Annotated in this window: 15 protein-coding genes; 8 read left to right on the forward strand and 7 right to left on the reverse strand. The window is 48.5% G+C overall.

Features of this window, described 5'->3' with window-relative positions; genetic code table 11:
• Nucleotides 1-68: 68 nt before the first annotated feature.
• The 4 genes from BLS14_RS01040 to BLS14_RS01055 all read left to right on the forward strand — a co-directional run bounded on the left by BLS14_RS01040 (nt 69) and on the right by BLS14_RS01055 (nt 5,689).
• The gene (locus tag BLS14_RS01040; RefSeq protein WP_063564696.1) at nt 69-527 is read left to right on the forward strand and encodes a MarR family winged helix-turn-helix transcriptional regulator; all 459 of its coding nucleotides are present in this window, start codon (nt 69-71) and stop codon (nt 525-527) included.
• Nucleotides 524-3,691, forward strand: a complete 3,168-nt coding sequence (locus tag BLS14_RS01045) for an MMPL family transporter (protein ID WP_063564695.1) — start codon at nt 524-526, stop codon at nt 3,689-3,691. Before BLS14_RS01040 ends, BLS14_RS01045 begins: the two co-directional genes overlap by 4 nt.
• A 194-nt stretch (nt 3,692-3,885) precedes the next feature.
• Nucleotides 3,886-4,512: a GDSL-type esterase/lipase family protein gene (locus BLS14_RS01050; RefSeq protein ID WP_063564694.1), complete on the forward strand. Its 627-nt coding sequence runs from the start codon at nt 3,886-3,888 to the stop codon at nt 4,510-4,512.
• A gap of 121 nt (nt 4,513-4,633) precedes the next feature.
• A complete protein-coding gene (locus tag BLS14_RS01055; protein WP_090949070.1) occupies nt 4,634-5,689 on the forward strand; it encodes a phosphotransferase in 1,056 nt (351 codons plus the stop codon).
• 169 nt (nt 5,690-5,858) lie between these two features.
• On the opposite strand, the gene BLS14_RS01060 is transcribed toward BLS14_RS01055, so the two are convergent.
• From BLS14_RS01060 to BLS14_RS01070, 3 genes are all read right to left on the reverse strand, one after another.
• Nucleotides 5,859-6,536 (reverse strand): tetratricopeptide repeat protein, encoded by a 678-nt coding sequence (locus BLS14_RS01060; RefSeq protein WP_072732361.1) that lies wholly within the window; start codon nt 6,534-6,536, stop codon nt 5,859-5,861.
• A gap of 17 nt (nt 6,537-6,553) precedes the next feature.
• Nucleotides 6,554-8,542 (reverse strand): GTP-binding protein, encoded by a 1,989-nt coding sequence (locus BLS14_RS01065; protein ID WP_090949071.1) that lies wholly within the window; start codon nt 8,540-8,542, stop codon nt 6,554-6,556.
• Between the two features lie 136 nt (nt 8,543-8,678).
• Nucleotides 8,679-9,560 (reverse strand): AraC family transcriptional regulator, encoded by an 882-nt coding sequence (locus BLS14_RS01070; RefSeq protein WP_072732362.1) that lies wholly within the window; start codon nt 9,558-9,560, stop codon nt 8,679-8,681.
• 204 nt (nt 9,561-9,764) lie between these two features.
• On the opposite strand from BLS14_RS01070, the gene BLS14_RS01075 reads away from it, so the two are divergent.
• On the forward strand, nt 9,765-11,279 hold the full coding sequence (locus tag BLS14_RS01075; RefSeq protein ID WP_090805327.1) for a tagaturonate reductase: 1,515 nt from the start codon (nt 9,765-9,767) through the stop codon (nt 11,277-11,279).
• Nucleotides 11,279-12,793 (forward strand): UxaA family hydrolase, encoded by a 1,515-nt coding sequence (locus BLS14_RS01080; RefSeq protein ID WP_072732364.1) that lies wholly within the window; start codon nt 11,279-11,281, stop codon nt 12,791-12,793. The genes BLS14_RS01075 and BLS14_RS01080 overlap by 1 nt, the downstream gene beginning before the upstream one ends.
• Before the next feature lie 109 nt (nt 12,794-12,902).
• Here BLS14_RS01080 and BLS14_RS32975 read toward each other — a convergent pair whose 3' ends face one another.
• From BLS14_RS32975 to BLS14_RS01100, 4 genes are all read right to left on the reverse strand, one after another.
• A complete protein-coding gene (locus BLS14_RS32975; RefSeq protein ID WP_256336114.1) occupies nt 12,903-13,034 on the reverse strand; it encodes a hypothetical protein in 132 nt (43 codons plus the stop codon).
• Between the two features lie 192 nt (nt 13,035-13,226).
• Nucleotides 13,227-13,589: an AlkZ-related protein gene (locus BLS14_RS01090; RefSeq protein WP_090949074.1), complete on the reverse strand. Its 363-nt coding sequence runs from the start codon at nt 13,587-13,589 to the stop codon at nt 13,227-13,229.
• A 19-nt stretch (nt 13,590-13,608) separates the two neighbouring features.
• Nucleotides 13,609-14,580, reverse strand: a complete 972-nt coding sequence (locus tag BLS14_RS01095) for a helix-turn-helix transcriptional regulator (protein WP_090949075.1) — start codon at nt 14,578-14,580, stop codon at nt 13,609-13,611.
• Nucleotides 14,581-14,993: 413 nt separating this feature from the next.
• A complete protein-coding gene (locus tag BLS14_RS01100; protein ID WP_072732367.1) occupies nt 14,994-17,021 on the reverse strand; it encodes a beta-galactosidase in 2,028 nt (675 codons plus the stop codon).
• 133 nt (nt 17,022-17,154) lie between these two features.
• On the opposite strand from BLS14_RS01100, the gene BLS14_RS01105 reads away from it, so the two are divergent.
• Nucleotides 17,155-17,988 (forward strand): AraC family transcriptional regulator, encoded by an 834-nt coding sequence (locus BLS14_RS01105; RefSeq protein WP_063564685.1) that lies wholly within the window; start codon nt 17,155-17,157, stop codon nt 17,986-17,988.
• Between the two features lie 191 nt (nt 17,989-18,179).
• Nucleotides 18,180-18,977, forward strand: coding sequence for an alpha/beta hydrolase (locus BLS14_RS01110; protein ID WP_371121161.1), 798 nt, complete (start codon nt 18,180-18,182; stop codon nt 18,975-18,977).
• The last annotated feature ends 86 nt before the right edge of the window (nt 18,978-19,063 follow it).

Below are 19,063 nucleotides of genomic sequence, written 5' to 3' on the forward strand. Positions count from 1 at the left end.
TTATAGAATAGTTTCATTGAAGAATAGTTCTATGAGTGAACTATATTTTTAGGGAAGGAGAATGAAGAATGAACACACCGGATGCTAGAAGTTTGGTTAACCGCTATTTGGATGCTTCTTTCCTGGTAACCAAACGGTTTGATACCCAGATACGTGAACGCCTGGGCCAAACCATTACCACAGATCAGTTCTGTGCACTTCGTATGATTGAGGAGAAACCGTTATGTACGCCTTCTGATCTGGCAGAGCTTTTGTGTGTAGGCAAGAGCAGTATCACTGCTCTGGTCAACAAGCTGGTGGATCGGGATCTGGTCCATCGGGCCGGGGATGAGCGTGACCGCAGAGTTGTTTATTTGACCCTGACGGACAATGGACGTGAAGTATACAGGGAAACAGAACAGGAAATACAGCAGCTTCTGGAGCCGTATTTGGTCCATTTCAAACCGGAAGAGGTTCAGAATTTCATTGAATCTTTTGAGAAGCTCGCAGCTTTGCTAACGCATGAAGGAGGACAGGAGAACGAATGAGAACGATTTTGAAAGCGCGATGGTGGTTGATGGGGCTATGGGTCGTTGTGGCCGCCGTATTAATGTTCACCGCCCCTAACATGAGTGAATTGATTCGGGAAAAGGGACAGTTTTCGGTTCCTGAAGGACACTCTTCCACCCAGGCAGCGGCGATTCTGGAAGAAGCCGCTGCACAAAAGGGTGAGCAGCAGGGCAGCCAGTTGGCTCTTGTATTTTATAATCCGGATGGTTTGGGTGCCGAGGGTAAAGAAGAGGCAGAACAGGCCGTTAAGAAACTGGAGGCCGAAAAAGAGAAACTGGGCATTCTGTCCATACTGGAACCGTTCTCTCAACCAGAATTATCAGACAAAATGATCTCTGCCGATGGCAAGACGATCTTAACGTCGCTTTCTATTGATCAGGGAGATCGTACAGTCAAGGAAATGCGCGAAGATCTCAATGAAGCTTTGTCATCGGTCAATGTGGAGCATTACATAACCGGTAAAGGTTTAATTGATGAGGATACGGTGGAAAGCTCCCAAGAAGGACTCAAAAAATCGGAGTACATTACCGTAGTATTTATTTTGCTCATCCTATTCCTTGTATTCCGCTCTTTTGTCGCTCCATTTGTTCCACTGCTTACGGTAGGGATCAGCTACATTGTTTCACAGCAGATTGTCGCGTTCCTTGTGGACGGTCTAGACTTCCCTATTTCGACATTTACGCAGATCTTTATGGTGGCAGTCATGTTCGGGATCGGTACGGACTATTGCATCCTGTTGATTAGCCGGTTCAAGGAAGAATTGGCTCATCATGAAAATACGTGGGATGCCATTATTGCTACGTACCGCACAGCAGGCAAAACGGTATTCTTCTCCGCACTCGCCGTGCTGGTTGGATTTATTGCCATTGGTTTTGCACAGTTTATGTTGTATCGTTCCGCGGTAGCGGTTGCTGTCGGTATTGCCGTGATGATGCTGGCATTAGTCACGATTGTTCCATTTTTCATGGCAGTGCTGGGCAAAAGGCTGTTCTGGCCTTCCAAGGGTTCACTGGAGCATGCCGAGAGCAAGATTTACGGTGCAGCCGGTCGTTTCTCCTTAAAACGTCCATGGGCAGCTCTGCTCATCGTTGCAGCGGTATGTGTGCCATTGCTGGCAACTTACGACGGCAAACTGTCGTTTAACAGTCTTGATGAGATTGGTGAGAAATATGATTCGGTCAAAGCATTCAATATCATTTCCGACAGCTTCGGTCCGGGTGAATCCTTGCCGGGTCAGGTCGTTATTCAAAATGATGAAGCTATGGATAACGCCAAGTATATGGCGCTCGCCGAAAAGATTAGCCGGGAAGTGGAGAAGGTGCCAGGGATCTCTGGTGTCCGCAGCATGACACGTCCAACCGGTGATGAGATCAAAGATTTTGAAGTGACACAACAAGTAGGGACATTGTCTGATGGTTTGGGCGAAGGTAAATCGGGTCTGGATAAAATCCGTGATGGTCTGAGCGAAGCCAGCAGTCAGTTAAGCAAAAATGAACCCCAACTTAAAGAAGCAGCGGATGGGGCTGGAGAACTGACCAAAGGTACTTCACAGTTGCAGTCTGGTATTACACAGCTGTCGGAAGGACTTCAGCAGATTGAAAAAGGCATTCGTGACGGCTCCTCAGGCGCCGGTGATCTAAAAGCAGGTTTGCAGAAAGCCAAAACGAGTGCAGATCAACTTGCACAGGCCAACAATCAGCTGCTTCAAGCCTATCGTCAGGCAGGAGCAGGTGTCGCAGCGCTGGGTGATGGTGTAGGTGAACTGCAACAACAACTCAAAGGTGTATCTACAGCGTTGACCAGCTTGAATGAATCGTTCACAGCGCTTGAAGAGCGCTATCCTGATTTGCTGCAAGACGCCGATTATCAGCGGGTCAAAGGCACCCTTGGTGAAACAGGTACCGGCACAGCACAGCTCGCTCAAGGTTTGGGTCAAATTCAAACCAAGCTAGGCGAAGCCGCGGCTGGAATCAATCAGGCTAACAAAGGCTATGCCTCCGCAGCTTCCGGACAGAAGGCACTTGCCGATGGTCTGGGTCAGATTGTGACGGGAATCAGTCAGTTACAATCCGGTCTCAAACAGGCCGCTGACGGTCAAGGTAAAGTGATTAGTGAAATTCCTTCCATCCAGAACGGACTTGGTCAGCTTCAGGGTGGTCAGGAGAAAATTCAGCAAGGCTTCTCGGATCTGAGTGGTCAACTGACTCAATTGACAGATGGTCTTAATCAGAGTGTAGATGGAATCGAACAGGTTTCAGGTGGACTCGATTCAGCACAGGACTACCTGACACAATTGCAAAACTCTCCTGATTCGGATCTGGCAGGCTGGTATGTTCCTGAAGAAGCACTGAATAGTAAGGACTTCACACAGGTATTCGATACGTATCTGTCCAAAGATCGGAAAACGATGACGATTGACGTTATTTTTGCCGAGAATCCATATGGAACTGAAGCGATTGATCGTGTTCCGGATATCGAAGCTGCTGTACATCGTGCTGTACAGGGAAGTGCGCTTGAAAAAGCAGATATTGCCATTGGCGGGGTAACCAGTACATTTGCAGATCTGCAGGAAGTCTCCAACAATGACTACACACGCACAGTTATGCTGATGCTTGCAGGAACGTTTATCATTCTGGTCCTGCTGCTCCGTTCGGTTATTATGCCGCTGTATCTGATTGTCTCGTTGTTGCTGGCTTATTTCACATCCATGGCCCTGACGGAAGCGATCTTTGTGAATATACTTGGGTTCGCGGGCATCAGTTGGGTTACGCCGTTCTTCGGCTTTGTCATGCTGATTGCACTGGGAGTGGATTACAGTATCTTCCTGATGGACCGTTTCAATGAGAACAAAGGTATGAGAGTACAGGATGCCATGTTGTATGCCATGAAAAACATGGGTACGGTTATCCTGTCTGCAGCCGTCATTCTGAGTGGTACCTTTGCCGCAATGTATCCATCGGGAGTTCTTTCGATGATGCAGATTGCGACGGTTGTACTCAGCGGACTGATCTTGTATTCTCTGTTGTTCCTGCCATTCTTCGTTCCTGTAATGGTGAAAATGTTTGGCCGTGCCAACTGGTGGCCATTCCCGAATAAGGAACAGGCAGATTCCGTTGATTCGGATCGTAACATAGGCATGTAATTAAATGATATATGAACAGCCCCGCTGGATTCCCGGCGGGGCTTTCTGTATGGTTTTGAACAATCCTTTATGAAACGGACAAATAAATGTGTATGCCTACGGACACCATCCCGCGCCTTGTCTCCGTTCCTCTCATACGATATATAGGAATTGTATATGGAGTAGTTTATAACACAGCAGAGAGGGGCGGCGGGATGGTATATCGATATGTGGCTATAGGAGATTCATTAACGGTAGGTACAGGAGCGCTGCTGGGCACCGGCTTTGTTCCTTTATATCGGAGAATGGCAGAAACGAATGTGCGTACGTTTGTATCCATGGATAATTTGGGAGTGAATGGACTTACGTCAGGGGAAATGCTGCAGATGATATCCAACAATCCAAGAGTGCGGCAATCGCTGCGTGAGGCGGATATTATTACGTTGTCGATTGGTGGGAACGATCTGATTCGTACATTCAAAGCGAGCGGCGGGATCCCGAATGCAAGTAAGATGACACAGGTGCTTGGGGATACTCGCAGTAACGTGTCCCAGATTATGAGGCATATCCGGCAGTTGAAAGGAAACAGTGTATATATGGTCCGTACGATTGGGTTGTACAACCCGTATCCGCAAGCGGCTGAAGCTGCATATTGGGTGCGGCAGTATAATTCCTTTCTGAATAGTGCAGGATCGGGGAACTATGCCTGTGCTCAGGTCTATGACCGGTTTGAAGGGCGTGAACGTGAACTGTTATTTTGGGACAGGGTTCATCCAAATGCAAAAGGATATCGCGTGATTGCAGAACAGTTGAATCGTACAGGATACTATCCATTTGCCTAATCAGCTGGCAGTGAAGCTTAGAATGACTATTACCTCGAAGCTGACTAGACCGAAAGAAATACTTCCGTTAAGATGAGGACATATAGAGGTTGTATTACGTGAGATAAAGGAGTTATTTTTGGTGCACATCATCGATTCAGGTTCCCTAAACGATTCAGAACAGCAGCTCATATCCACCGTTTTATCCTCATATGGCTTCACGTCCAACTGGAAAGCTCAGCGTGGAAAGGGAGGCATGAACAACTCTACCTTCATGGTAGAGATGGGCCAAGAATGTTACGTGCTGAGGCAGTATGAAACGCATAATGATCAAATGAAAATTGCTTTTGAACACGAGGTGCTGTCTGCCTTGTCACGTTCAGAGTTTGAGCTTGATGTGCCTGCGCCCGTTAGCCTTCCTGATGAGAAGCATGCAACATTTCTTGCTGTGCAGGATCATTCCTCGGGCCGGAGCAAAATCGTGACGTTGTTCCATTATCGTGAGGGTCATAATCCCGTGTGGAATACACCCGATCAGCTCAGTGGGCTGGGCAGGGCGGGTGGCATGCTGTCTTCCGTTATGGCGCGCCTTCCCATAACCCTGGCTCCCGTTTATCCGCCCTATTATCAGATTCAGGAGGCTTACCCGCTCTGTTCACCGGAGAAACTATTACAACTATGCACCTCACCCCCAGATACGCTGATGGCATGTGCAGATGACTTGCAGAAGCTGAAGGTTGTATTGCCAGACTTATTCAATACGCTGCGAGGCATGGAGCTTTTACCACATCAACTGGTCCATGGGGATTTGAATGCATCCAATGTATTGGCAGACTCTCAGGATATCATATGTGCCATTTTGGATTTTGAATTCGTCACATGGGATCTGCGGGTAATGGAGCTTGCTGTGCCCATGTCTGACCTTCTGACGATGGACAAGGAGCAGGCATGGATGTGGGAGGCTTTGGAGGGATTGATTCAGGGATTCAGGCAACAGGTCAGCCTGGAACCAGAGGAGCTGAGCGTGATTCCAGCGCTTATTTTGCTTCGAAGTCTGGATGTCGTGATGCATTTTATCAGTCGATTGTTCGAAGGTACAGATGAGCCTGATGTGGCTGTGCAGCAAATCAGGAAGCTGAGAGAACGGATAGACTGGATGAAAGGTAATGAGGAACGACTGCGTGAGCTGCTGACCTAGCTCTGCAACATGGGATGTATGACAAAAGTGCACTGATTTCTGCCTTGAGGCAATTATCAGTGCACTTTTTATTTGGTGAAATTTTTTATCACGAATGAATGGAATGGATGCGTACATTTCAAATTCACGACGTCGAATCCATTGCTCAATCTGACGTAATCAAACAGCTTTACAGTCCACGCTTGCGGAACCAGCTGCGAACAGCCCAGCGACGTTCCTGGCGCTTCTTATATTTTGGCAGGGAGCGATACACGTTCAGTGATTGCTCGTAGGCTTGCTTTGCATCTGCAGTACGTCCAAGGGAGCGGTACACCGAGCCGAGCAGATAATATGCTTCACTGGATGAAGAATGAATCTCCTGGAATTGCTGAACGTATGCCAGCGCTTTGTCCCGGTGAGTATCCTTGAACGCACCTGCAAGTGTTAGATAAGGACGTCCATATTTCACTCTTGGATTAATAGCCAGTGCCTGCAAAATATGACGTTCGCCTTCTTCCGTTTGGCCCAGATGAAGTTCAGTTGTGCCCAGCGCCTCCCAATATTCGGCTGATTGCTCGTAAGGACGTTCCAGTTCCAGCAGCAAGGCATGAGCTTCGCTATAACGTTTACGTTCAATCAACAGACGGGCCAGATCCAGCTTGGAAGAGACTTCATTCGGACTCATGGCAAGCTGCTGCCGGAGCCGTGAGATGTTACGCATACGTTTAAGTGGCTTCATGAAGCTTGGCATCACTCCGACATAGCGACGATCCAGGAAATACAGAATGATGAGGAAAATAATAACCGCCAAGAACGGATTGCCTACAATCCGCCACAGCAGGCCAAAGATTAAAAATTTAATTAGCACGACAAAGTCAACTCCAATTATGATGTAATCGCATTTCGAACACTTAAAATATATTTGGATTGGTCCAGCGGGTTAACTCCTCTGCGTTTCCGCGTATGGGTCTGATCCGAAGGACAATCCTGGTACCCGGCAAAAGAAGTCGTGAGCACCCCGCGTCCGCTCGTCTCTGAGCGGAGCTTCACGGGATAATCCATGGAGCTTGCCAGAGGCATACGTCCTTCAACGATGCATCGACCGCCTCCGATGATCGGCGCTTCAAAGGTTGCTCGCATATGTACCAGATCACTGAGCGCTTTACCGCCGTACTCCTCGGGGACCGTTAACCGGAAATTCAGAATGGGTTCCAGCAGGGTCGTGCCTATGCTTGCCAACCCGTCCATAATCCCCATCGGCGTGGCTACCACAAAATCCAGTGGATGGGTATGCCAGACATGATGCTCACCTTCGATTAGCGTAATGCGCAGGTCGGTAACCTCCCACCCCAATAACCCCTGAGATAGCGCTTCGGGAATGCGGCGCTCCACTTCATTCTGATAACGAAGCAGAAGATGATCCGTCCGGACGGTGGATGAGTAGATCAGACCGCTACCACGTGGCAAAGGCTCGATGCTGAATCGAAGAATGGCCCAGCAAGGCTTGGGCATCGTATACGCGATGAATCCTTCCCCTGAAGAACGAGGAGTTTCCTTATAGATGACGGATGGCGGGTCAAATACGACATCCAGTCCGAAACGACTCATCAGCAGGCTGGACAGAATTTCAAGCTGAATGGTTCCCATGACTTTAAGATGCAGTTCCCGTTCTTCAGGCAACCATTGCAAATCGAGCAGGGGATCTTCATCCGTCAGCTCTTGCAGTGCCGCTACAAGGTCAGGATAACGAGCCATGTCTTTACCATGTACCTGCACGGTCAACAAGGGAACAGCCAACTGGGGTACAGGAGGCACACCTTCGGGGCTGCCAATAATATCACCAACATGGGTTTCGCTTAGTCCGTACAGTGCGGCGATCTGTCCAGCATGAACAGCACCCGTATCCGCCCATTTCCGACCATCCATTCGGCGAATCTGTGTCACTTTCTCTTCCAGCTCCCGAGTGGAGTTATAGATCGTATCCCGATTATGCACACTGCCACCATACATGCGAACATAGGCTGTACGGCCCATCGTTTTATCCCGTTCAATTTTGAATACAACCCCGGATACTGAAGGTTCTTGAGGCTGCGCAGGTGCAGGAAGAAATTCGATGATGGCATCCAGCAGCTCCGTTATGCCGATTCCTTTGCCCGAAGCACCATAACAAATGGGGAACATTTCGCCCTGATGCACTTGTGTGTGAAATGCTTCATCTAGCAGGTCAGCAGGCAGCGTTTCACCATTAATGTAGGCTTCCATCAGATCTTCATCGAGTTCGGCCAATAGTTCAAAAAGGCCGGGGATTGATGAAGGGGAACCCTTCAATTGCGTTTGGCTCTCATTCCATAAGGAGTCAATGCCCTCGAACACCTCTTCATTCATACGAAAGGATTGGATCTCGCATACGAACGGAGAGAGACTGGACCGGATCTGATCGATAACCGTCTCAGCAGAAGCGCCAACCCGATCCATTTTGTTAATATAAATCAGGGTAGGAATTCCAAGCGAGCGGAGAGCATGCCAGATGGTCTCGCTTTGGGATTGGACCCCTTCAACGGCGGACACAATCAGTACGGCTCCGTCCATAACACGCAGGGATCGCTCTACCTCAGAGCTGAAATCGATATGACCCGGCGTATCAATCAGATCAATAATCGTATCTTTCCAGATCAAAGAGGTCATAGCCGCCTGTACGGAAATGCCTCGTTCCTTTTCAATATCCAGAGAGTCTGTGGCTGTTGTTCCATCATCTACGCGACCTGGACTACGTACGACACCGCTTTGAAATAACATATGTTCTGTCGTTGTTGTTTTCCCTGCATCGACGTGTGCGAAGATGCCGATATTTCTGCGATTCAATTCGTTTAACATGGGATGTAAGGCTCCTCTGGCAGCAGAAACGCATCGTTTCCGACATTGTAATTCAGTATTATAACATACCACACGAATAGTATGGAAGAATATGTTACACACAGACAAATCTCTACATTTCAGGATGTTGTGACAATCACGTTTGATGCTGATTCTTCATGGTTTTACGGTAGGCAGCGGGTGTGGTACCCGTCAGTTTCTTGAATTGTCGATAAAAATGGGGCAGGCTCTCAAAGCCGCAGGCATCGGCAACAACGGTCATTGTCTCATCACTTCGAAGCAGGTGCTCTTTCGCCATAATGACCCGGCGGGCCAACGCATAGTCAGTTAGTGTCATACCAGTATACCTTTTGAACGCACGGCTGAAGTGCGCCGGGGATACGGCTGCCTGCCGTGCCAGTTCCGGTAAAGAAAGGCCACTGCGCAGCTCTTCATCCATATGAGTCAGCGTAGAGGAGAGCCAGCTTGGTCCAGGAACACTTCTGGCAGGACTTGCAGGACCAACTGCCTCCAATCGCTCCAGATAAATAAGTAAGAGTTGCAACCGCAGCAGAGCGGCGTGGGCACTCAGGTGATGTTCTAACTGGAATTCTGCATGAATGTCGTCAATTAATGCAGCAACCTGGGCTTGCTCCTTGGCATCCAGATGTCTCTTGTACACCCTGCGTTTGCGGCAGCGTTCAAATAGAGAGAGCATGGCTGACGCATTGCCTCCCGCTGTGGAAGCCAGTAATCCTGGACTGAAGAATAAGGCCGACGAAGTCACCAGATTCCCGGCATCAGGCAATGCGCGATGTACCGTGCTGCCAGGAATGATGAACAAATCACCCTCCTGCATGTCTTCAAGACCGGTATCAATGAAAATGGTGCCTTGACCCCGATATACATAAATAATTTCATGCCAGTCATGAAGATGATCCGGCAACTCGTTCTGGGGGGACTTGGTATCTGCATACACCAGACGAAAGGGAATCCCCGATTCCGCCTGAATGGTTGTACGAACGGGCGAACGTTCCATTCGATCTCCTTTCAAAACAGTGCTTACAAAAAAAAAGTGGTTATTTCTGATCATGAAAGAGTACATTTACCGCAATATAAGCAATTAAATTTCCTTTTATTGATGATACAATGAATTTAAAGCGTTTTCAATGGAAGCTAAGCGGCTGGGTACCGTGCAGCGGGACATCTGATGTTGACAAATAAAACGATGAGGTGAGTGTTCATGTCGGCGAGCACGAAAAGACCAAGGCTAAAGCTGAATCTGCTTGGAAGTGATAGCCAGCGCAAGTGCAAAGAAGTGATGGAACGTCCCGTAAAGGTACTACAGATTGGGGAAGGCAACTTTCTGCGTGGGTTTGCAGATTGGATGCTTCATGAGAGTGCCAGACAAGGCAAATTCCATGGAAGTGTTGCGGTGACCCAGCCTCGGCCTGGGGGAAAGGCAAAGCTGGAACAAATTCGTGATCAGGACGGATTGTATACGATGATTACCCGGGGGCTGTCACAGGGAGAAGCAGTGGAACGGACGGAAATGATCTCGATTTTTTCACAGTGTATTAATCCATACGAAGAATGGCAGGATTTTCTGAAACTAGCGGAATTGCCCTCCCTGGAGTTTGTCATCTCCAATACAACCGAATCGGGATTGAAATATACGCATTCAGAGTACACGCAGGGTGAACCGATACTATCATTTCCGGGTAAGCTGACGGTCTTCTTGCATCAACGTTATCTGCGGTTTGATGGGGACCCATCCCGAGGGTTGATTCACCTGCCGTGTGAGTTGCTTGAGGGCAACGGGGATGTACTGCGCAGTTGTGTGCTGCAGCATAGTGAAGATTTCGGTTATTCTGAAGGCTTCCGTTCATGGATTGAGAACCATAACTTGTTCCTGAACAATCTGGTTGACCGGATTGTCACGGGTGCACCGACTTCGGAAGAAGCCGATTCCCTGACCAATCGCTGGGGATACGAGGATCAACTGGTCAATACGGCAGAGCCATATCATTTCTGGGCCATTCAGGCAGATGAAGCACTGGATAAGAAACTCCCCCTGAAACAGGCGGGACTCAACGTACATTGGGTGAAGGATTTGAAACCTTTTCAGCTGCGCAAGGTTCGTATTTTGAATGGTGCTCATACCCTCATGTCTTCGCTCGGCATTCTGCAAGGCAAGGAACATGTGAGAGAAACGATGGAAGACCCAGAGTTTGGCTCTTGGGTCAGAGAAGCGGTACATCAGGAGATCGTGCCTGCACTGGATATGCCGGATCATCATCTGGATCAGTACGCAGGGGAAGTGTTTGAACGTTTCCTCAATCCGTATATTAATCACAAGCTGCAGGATATTGCATTAAATACAGTAGGAAAGTTCAAGGTCCGTGTGCTGCCTACACTTTTGGCCTATGAGCAAAATCAGGGAACCTGGCCGGCTCGGCTCGTGAAAGGATTTGCGGGATTATTGTGTCTGTATCGTCCAGTGAACACGCCGGACGGTTATATGGCACAACGATTGAATGGTGAGTCTGTCCTGCTTCGGGATGATGCGGATGTACTGGCTGCACTCGCCATACATTGGGATCGTTATGATCCTCTGAAGAGGGATACGCAGCAATTAGACCAGAGTGTCGCTGCTGTATTATCTGATGTATCGATCTGGGGAGAGAATCTGGATGATCGACAGGGGCTTCGCGAAGCACTCGTTCACGAAATTGGTTTGCTGGAAGGTGAGAGTTAATGAACACAACACGTACAGTCAATGACTGGATTGCGATTCAACCGCAGGATGATGTCATTATAGCTCTTCGGGATTATGTAAAAGGGGAAAGTATTATACTGCCAGACAGCACTACTTTTACATTAAGGGAAGATGTGCCCAAAGGTCATAAAATTGCTGTGCATACCCTCGCACCGGGCGAGGATGTGATGAAATATGGTTTTTCCATTGGGATAGCCAAGGAACAGATCGAACAAGGGAGCTGGATTCACAGTCACAATCTGAAAACAGGACTTCACGGTTTACTTGAATACCAGTATCAGCCGGGACCATCTGTCCAGACGGACATGCCTCCGGAACATCTACGTTCATTTGATGGGTATCTGCGTCCTAACGGTGAAGCAGGTATCCGTAATGAAATCTGGATTGTAAATACGGTCGGCTGCATTAATAAAGTATGTGAGGCATTGGCTCGTATGGGCCTGTCGCAGTTCGGCAGCAGGGTGGATGGTGTATATCATTTCCCACACCCGTTCGGCTGCTCGCAGCTTGGAGATGACCTGAAATATACGCAGCAGGTATTGGCTTCCCTGGTGGAACACCCGAATGCTGGCGGCGTGCTGGTCATTGGTCTGGGTTGCGAAAATAATCAGGTAGACCAGTTCCGCGAATGTATCGCACCGGAATATCAGGGGAAAGTCCGTTTTCTCAAAGCGCAGGAAACAGATGACGAACTTGAGGAAGGACTGCGTCTGATGGAAGAACTCGTGGAGCTCGTCGAACATGAACAGCGTCAGCCGCTACCTTTGAGCAAGCTCAAAATTGGATTGAAGTGCGGCGGTTCGGACGGTCTGTCCGGGATTACGGCGAACCCGCTCGTTGGCTCCGTTGCGGATATGCTGGTTGCTGCCGGAGGTACGGCTATTTTGACCGAAGTTCCCGAGATGTTTGGTGCAGAGACCATTCTGATGAATCGGGCGGCCAATGAGCAGGTGTTTGATAATTTGGTAGACTTGGTGAACGGCTTCAAGCAATACTTTGTGAACCACGGTCAGAATATATATGAAAATCCTTCACCAGGGAATAAAGCAGGCGGGATTACCACGCTGGAAGAAAAGTCTTTGGGATGTACGCAAAAGGGAGGACGTTCTTCCGTAGTTGATGTACTTCGTTACGGCAAACGTGTCACTCAAACCGGCCTGAACATCGTGGAGGCTCCGGGGAATGATCTCGTGTCTGTTACAGCACTGTCAGCTGCGGGTGCGCACATTGTTCTTTTCACGACAGGTCGCGGAACGCCGTTTGGAGGCCCGGTACCTACTGTCAAGATTGCAACCCAATCTGACCTCGCAAATCGGAAAAAGCACTGGATCGATTTTAACGCAGGTCAACTGCTGGAAGGTAAGACGATGGAAGACGTGAAAGTGCAGCTGTTCAGTCAACTAATCGATATTGCTTCAGGACGGGCGCATACGCTCAGCGAGCAGCATGGATTTCGGGAAATTGCGATATTCAAGGATGGAGTTATCCTGTAATTGTACTCGTTCGTTGCTTTATATCTGTTGCATGTATGGTAAAGGTATATACAGCAAATCCCGGTGGCCCTCTTCGGCTTCCGGGATTTGTCGTTTATAAGTATTTCAATCAATGTATCGCAAAAGATTTTTTGATTTTGGTCAGTGCGGCAGCAGAAGTGTGTTTCTCCAATTGCTGTACCAGGAGTTCGCTCGCATCTGCAACGCTGCCCTCAAACGGTTCAATACCTTGACGCTTCATCCAGCAGCCTGAGGTCTCATAAGCAGAGCTGTTCCAAGCGACCTTGCCTTCAGCGAGGCCTTCTTTTTCTTTGGTGCCGCAGATGACAATGGCGCTAATGCCTTGAAGGTCCAGCAGCCCCTGGTCAAATGCTTTTTTGTCCTCTTTGGCTCCAAAACCTGCTTGTGAACGCAGCGTCCGTCCATCAATCCCCTAATGCTTCTCGATTATCTCATACAGTTTGAATGCTTCTCGAGAGAGCAAACCCGCGTCATATTGTTCCTCCATAACTCTGGAGTCCGCTAGCAGACGGTGTACCCATGGGAAATATTCGCGTGAGACAAGAATGGCTTTCTTTTTAAGAAATTTGCCATAAGCAGCGATCCCTTCCTCAGCCAGACGTGAACGCCACAACCAGGGATCAAGCGCGTTATCTTTGTGCCAGTTTTCTTGAGGCGTTATGGAGGACAGTGAAGGGTATTCAGGAAATAAAGGGGCGAGTGGGAGCAGTCCCACAGCCTCTATTCGCTGCACAGCTTCTTCGTAAGTTACGATCGATTCATGCTCATTCATCATGATTTTGGCAAGCTCCTTTTTAGCGTGTGCTACAACGATTATTGTTGGAGGTAAGATACATCTGGTATACTTCCTCGGCATGTTTGCGAATCTCGCAGCGAAGGTTCTCGGGTTCAAGTACTTCTGCTTCACTTCCAAGTCGATAAAAGAATCGTACGGCCCAAGCCCACTCACCGGGAGGGCAGAGAAAGGACAGTTCCCATACATCCGGAGCAATCTCGGTCATCCGTTCGCCAATATGCTTGTCCTGTTCTGCCTCGATCATTCCGCTGTAACCCAGACGTGCGGTAACACGTGTCGGAGAAGGTTCGGGAGATTTCGGTTTGCTGCGCTGTCGCTTTGCCTGTTCTGCCAGCTGTTGTGATTCAAGTAGCTCAACCGGTGTAATGTCCAGAATGCGGTCTGCCCTGAACAGGCGCTGTTCACCGTGCTCCTCTGAATACGCTTCACAATACCAGAAACCGGCTGAAGCATACACTCGAATGGGGCAGATCGTTAGCCAGCGTTGACGGGAAGCAGAGCGGTACAACATACGCAGCCACCCTTGTTCCGGGATACAAGCCATAAGCGGTTCCAGATGATGAAGGATGTAGTTTCGTTCGGGAACATCATGCTTCAGTTGTTTGAGCATGGGATCCATCCTTGCTTTGACATCATCCGGAATAATGCTTTTGATTTTGTCCATTAATGTCCAGCGTTTCTCTTGAAAAGGGGTATCTGCATAATGGCTTAGGCCTTCGAGAGCAAAGATGAGAGTAGCTGCTTCAACCGGGTCTAATTGCAGTGGGGGCAGTACATACCCCTCCATAAGTCTGAAGCCGCCTCCGGGACCGGAGATAGCAATGATCGGGACATTCATCTCTGAGAGAGATTGGATATCCCGCAGGATGGTACGGCGGGAAACTTCAAACTTTTCTGCAAGTGAATGTGCCGTTTCGTGACCGTGCTGCAATGCCATAACGATGGCGGCAAGCCGATTTGTTCTATTCATGTCAGCCACTCCGTTTCGAGGGTTGCGCCGCCGGAAAGGATGCTGGAGTGTTCCTCCCATTGTAGCAGTGTATAAGTGACATCATGATTGTCACCAATATTTCGCAGCATTATATTATTTATTCTATACAGTGCAGCGCCTACTTTCGGAGGGCCGCTTCCTTTTCCCGGCGGGGCGTCGTTAAATTGTGTGTCTCGTCCAATTCGCTTCGCTTCTCGGTATTTCCTTCTAACCGATAGCCTCACAAATAATGACAAAAAACCGTATCCGGTCTAAACGGATACGGGAAGTAGCAGATTGAAACAAGTTCAATCATATAATACTTTAAATTTTAACAATTGACACGCTTTTAAGCCACAAATAACGATCAGTGCGATCTCCATGTAACATGTTGTATCATCAATTTTCGAATATTATTTCATTTCAAGCAGTTGTACACCGCGTCCTTCAATCTCGATCGTACCTGAAAGGGACCGATCTGTGAGCAAATCATGAGCCTCTGCTTTACCCAAATCATAGGATTGAGCGGTAGCATTGTGATTCATGACAAACAGGTACTGTTGTCCATCCTTGGTACGAGCAGTCACTTCGACACCTTCCGGAGTATCCAGAAGAGAAGCAATATTTTTGGTTGCAGCCAGTTGTCCCAGCAAGCCGTCCAGGAATCGATCTTCCGGGTCGGAAGCTACGTACCAGGCTTCACCTTGACCAAATGTGTTACGGGTTACCACAGGCATGCCTTTGTAGAAGTCGTCTCCATACTCGGCAATGATCTCTGCACCTTCACTGTGCAGCAAGTCACACAACATGCCGCAACCATAGTCTCCTTGAAGATCGCCATAAGCCTCTTTCATGACCATACGGTTTCTTTGCTCAGGCAGCAGTGCATCAATTTCTTCAACCCAGATACCGAGCAGTTTGCGAAGTTCACCCGGATAACCCCCGGTTGTTACGATATCACTCTCATTGACGATACCACTGAAGAAGGTTGTCAGGAATGTACCACCTGCTTCAACGAACTTCTCCAGTTTGGACGCAAAGCCTGGTTTAACCATATAGAGCACCGGAGCGAGCACGATGTCGTATTTGCTGATATCGGTATCCACACTAACGATGTCCACCTGAATGTTGCGGCGGAAGAAGGCAGCGTAGTATTTGTGAATTTGATCTACATAGTTCAGTGCAACCGTGGGTCCGCTGGATTTCTCGATTGCCCACCAGTTATCCCAGTCAAACACAATCGCGACTTTGGCATCCACAGTAGCATCCAGCGTTTTGTCTCCCAGCAACTGTAACTCCTTGCCCAGCTCCGCGACTTCACGGAATACACGGGTATGCTCATGTCCTACATGTTCAATGACTGCACCGTGATATTTCTCGCAGGCGCCCACAGAGCGGCGGAGCTGGAAGAACATGATCGTATCCGCACCATGGGCAACGGACTGGTAGCTCCACAGACGCATGACGCCGGGGCGTTTCAATGAGTTATAAGGCTGCCAGTTCTGCTGGCTTGGTGTCTGCTCCATGAGCATGAACGGCTGTCCGTCCTTCAATCCACGCATCAGATCATGAGCCATAGCTGTGAAACTTACCGGAGTCGCAAGACCCGGATAGCTGTCCCAGGAGACGATATCCATATATTTGGCCCATTTGAAATAGTCCAGCTGTTTGAAGAATCCCATCAGATTGGTCGTAACGACCGAATCCGGGATATGTTTTTTGATCGCATCATATTCCAGACGGTAACAATCGAGCATACTGTCGGAGTTGAAGCGGGAGTAATCAAGTGAGATGCCCTGGAAGGTGGAATTGTTGTTTCCCCAGTGCTCGCTCAGGTTACTTGGCAGTACAATCTCATCCCAATCGTAGAATGTATGCCCCCAGAAATTGGAGTTCCATGCTTTGTTGAGCTGCTCCAGGGTCTGATAACGTTCTTTGAGATACACGCGGAACGCTTTCTCGCAGTTATCACAATAACAGTCGCCGCCATATTCGTTGGAGATATGCCATACAAGCACACCAGGGTGATCCTTATAACGTTCCGCCAGCTTGTCTGCAATTTTCTCGGAGTATTTGCGGTAGGTTGGGCTATTCGGACAGGAGTTATGCCGTCCACCGAATTTGCGTTTACGTCCATCTGCATCCACACGCAGTACATCCGGGTATTTCTTCGCCATCCATGCTGGATGAGCAGCAGTGCTTGTCGCTAGGCAAATGTAAACGCCGCTTTCATAGAGACTGTTAATTAACTGGTCGAGTCCTTCAAAATTATAAGTGACTTCATCAGGCTGAATCAGTGCCCATGAAAATACGTTGATGGTCGCAATATCAATACCTGCCAATTGGAACATGCGCAGATCTTCAAGATGAGTCTCATGATCCCATTGTTCAGGGTTATAGTCGCCGCCGTAGAACATTTTGGGTAACTTGCTGCTAATCAAATGTGTTCACCTCTTGTATAAGAATAAATCTATACTATATGATGGATATGACTTTTAAAATATAAGAAAAGTAATGAGACATATAAGAATACGGAACTGTAATTTTGCTTTTTGTTCAAAGGAGAGAATCCCTATGCTCATCACACCCGATCATCGGCGCTATTTTATGACCCCACGGGATCAGCCGCTTCCGCTCTACATCGAGAGTATAGGATATAACGGCAATCAGGAGAATGTGTACAGACCTGCTGGATATCCTTGTTATCACTGGCTCCAGACGGTAAAGGGAGCTGGAGAGTTCAGATTTGCAGGTTCAACTGTACAGCTAGGGGAGACATCCGGCATTTTGCTGCCGCCGAATGAGCCTCACGAGTATGTGCGCTCGCAAGGAGAATGGGAGACCCTCTACATTACATTTGGAGGCTCCCAGTGCCCGGCCATTACAGAGTCGCTTGGTTTGGGGGAGGCAGCCCTTCACCAGTGGGACTCAGAGAGCCCGCTTGAATATTATGGCAGGGAAGTGCTGGGTTCCATCAGCAGTGACCAGGATTTGTCCGGTTTGGAAGCGTCAGCGGACATGTACCGATTTCTGATTTTGCTCAAAAAACATGGCATGACGGGCAGTCGTTCTTCGATCTCCCATGCCGTGGAACGGCTGGCTCCGTTAATTTCATTTATGAATGAACACTATGCCGATCCCGAAATCGGTCTTGAACAGATGGCCGCCATACCAGGCATTACGCCTAGGCATCTGAATACCCTTTTCAAACAATCCTTTGGCATGACCGCCTACAGTTATTTCATTCTCCTTCGTATTCGCAAATCGAAAGAATGGATGACAGGGGACAGCAAACTAACCGTCAAGGAAACGGCAGCGAAGGTTGGTTTTCGGGATGCGAGTCATTTTGTGGCTACGTTTCGGCGGATTGAGGGCGTAACTCCTGAGCAGTATCGAACGTTATATTAATCATTCTGAGGTTTAAATGTGCTATAAAACACTGTTCAAGTATGAGGATTCCGTGTAACCTGTTACAAATTGAACAAAAAGTGATGCCAGGAAGGTATTGATGCGCAAGGGTGCTTCCCGTTATGATGATATCGATTCCTTAGATTGGAAAATGACTATACGGATCAACGTATCCGTTCAACTTAGAGAGGATGATAGAAGTGATAGCAACTATACCATTGTGGGACCATGCAGCACCTTATGCAGCCAAGGGTCATGAGGATGAAATGCCCCATCTGATTCCATTTATTCAGCCGGGTTCCGAGAGCGCTGTCATTATATGTCCGGGTGGGGGTTATGGATTTTTGGCCGATCATGAAGGAGCCCCAATCGCTGAATTGCTGAACTGTGCTGGAATTAGCGCATTTGTGCTGAAGTACCGTGTGGCGCCCCACCAGCATCCGGCACCCATGACAGATGGTCAGCGTGCGATTCGTTATGTACGGGCTCATGCCGAGCAATATGGCATTCAACCTTCCAAAATTGCCGTACTTGGTTTCTCGGCGGGCGGTCATCTTACAGCCACGTTGGGAACCTTGTATGACGAGGGTCAACCAGATCACGAGGACCCTATTGAAAGGGAGAGTTCACGCCCGGATCGGGTTATTCTTTGTTATCCGGTAATAACGATGGACTCCTATGGACATGCCGGTTCTCGTGAAAATCTGCTTGGGTCAGATGTGTCTGCTGAACAGATCAAGGCTTTCAGTGCAGAGCAGCAGGTGAAAGCAGACGCTCCTGAAGCATTCATCTGGCATACGAGTGATGATCAAGCGGTCCCTGTAGAAAACAGTTTGCGTTACGCGCTTGCTCTGGGTGCACACGGCATTCCTTATGACTTGCATGTATTCGAAAAAGGTTCACATGGTCTGGGATTGGCAGAGGATGATCATGCCGTTCGGGCTTGGTCTGATCTGTGCCTGACCTGGCTTAAGAATCAAGGGTGGTAACCCGGCACTTGGCTGATCTATGTCTTCCCTGAATATGAAATGTGAATACGAGTGATCTCACATATTTTAACGCTTATGAGAGCGAA

This window comes from Paenibacillus sp. OK060, assembly GCF_900101205.1.
In the GTDB taxonomy this organism is placed as follows: Bacteria; Bacillota; Bacilli; order Paenibacillales; family Paenibacillaceae; genus Paenibacillus; species Paenibacillus marchantiae.

Coding starts and splice junctions, on each gene's coding strand:
- BLS14_RS01075 (WP_090805327.1), top strand. CDS start 9,765: ATGTCGGCGAGCACGAAAAGACCAAGGCTAAAGCTGAATCTGCTTGGA.
- BLS14_RS01045 (WP_063564695.1), top strand. CDS start 524: ATGAGAACGATTTTGAAAGCGCGATGGTGGTTGATGGGGCTATGGGTC.
- BLS14_RS01050 (WP_063564694.1), top strand. CDS start 3,886: ATGGTATATCGATATGTGGCTATAGGAGATTCATTAACGGTAGGTACA.
- BLS14_RS01110 (WP_371121161.1), top strand. CDS start 18,180: ATGATAGAAGTGATAGCAACTATACCATTGTGGGACCATGCAGCACCT.
- BLS14_RS01065 (WP_090949071.1), bottom strand. CDS start 8,542: ATGTTAAACGAATTGAATCGCAGAAATATCGGCATCTTCGCACACGTC.
- BLS14_RS01105 (WP_063564685.1), top strand. CDS start 17,155: ATGCTCATCACACCCGATCATCGGCGCTATTTTATGACCCCACGGGAT.
- BLS14_RS01070 (WP_072732362.1), bottom strand. CDS start 9,560: ATGGAACGTTCGCCCGTTCGTACAACCATTCAGGCGGAATCGGGGATT.
- BLS14_RS01040 (WP_063564696.1), top strand. CDS start 69: ATGAACACACCGGATGCTAGAAGTTTGGTTAACCGCTATTTGGATGCT.
- BLS14_RS01095 (WP_090949075.1), bottom strand. CDS start 14,580: ATGAATAGAACAAATCGGCTTGCCGCCATCGTTATGGCATTGCAGCAC.
- BLS14_RS01080 (WP_072732364.1), top strand. CDS start 11,279: ATGAACACAACACGTACAGTCAATGACTGGATTGCGATTCAACCGCAG.
- BLS14_RS32975 (WP_256336114.1), bottom strand. CDS start 13,034: ATGAAGCGTCAAGGTATTGAACCGTTTGAGGGCAGCGTTGCAGATGCG.
- BLS14_RS01090 (WP_090949074.1), bottom strand. CDS start 13,589: ATGATGAATGAGCATGAATCGATCGTAACTTACGAAGAAGCTGTGCAG.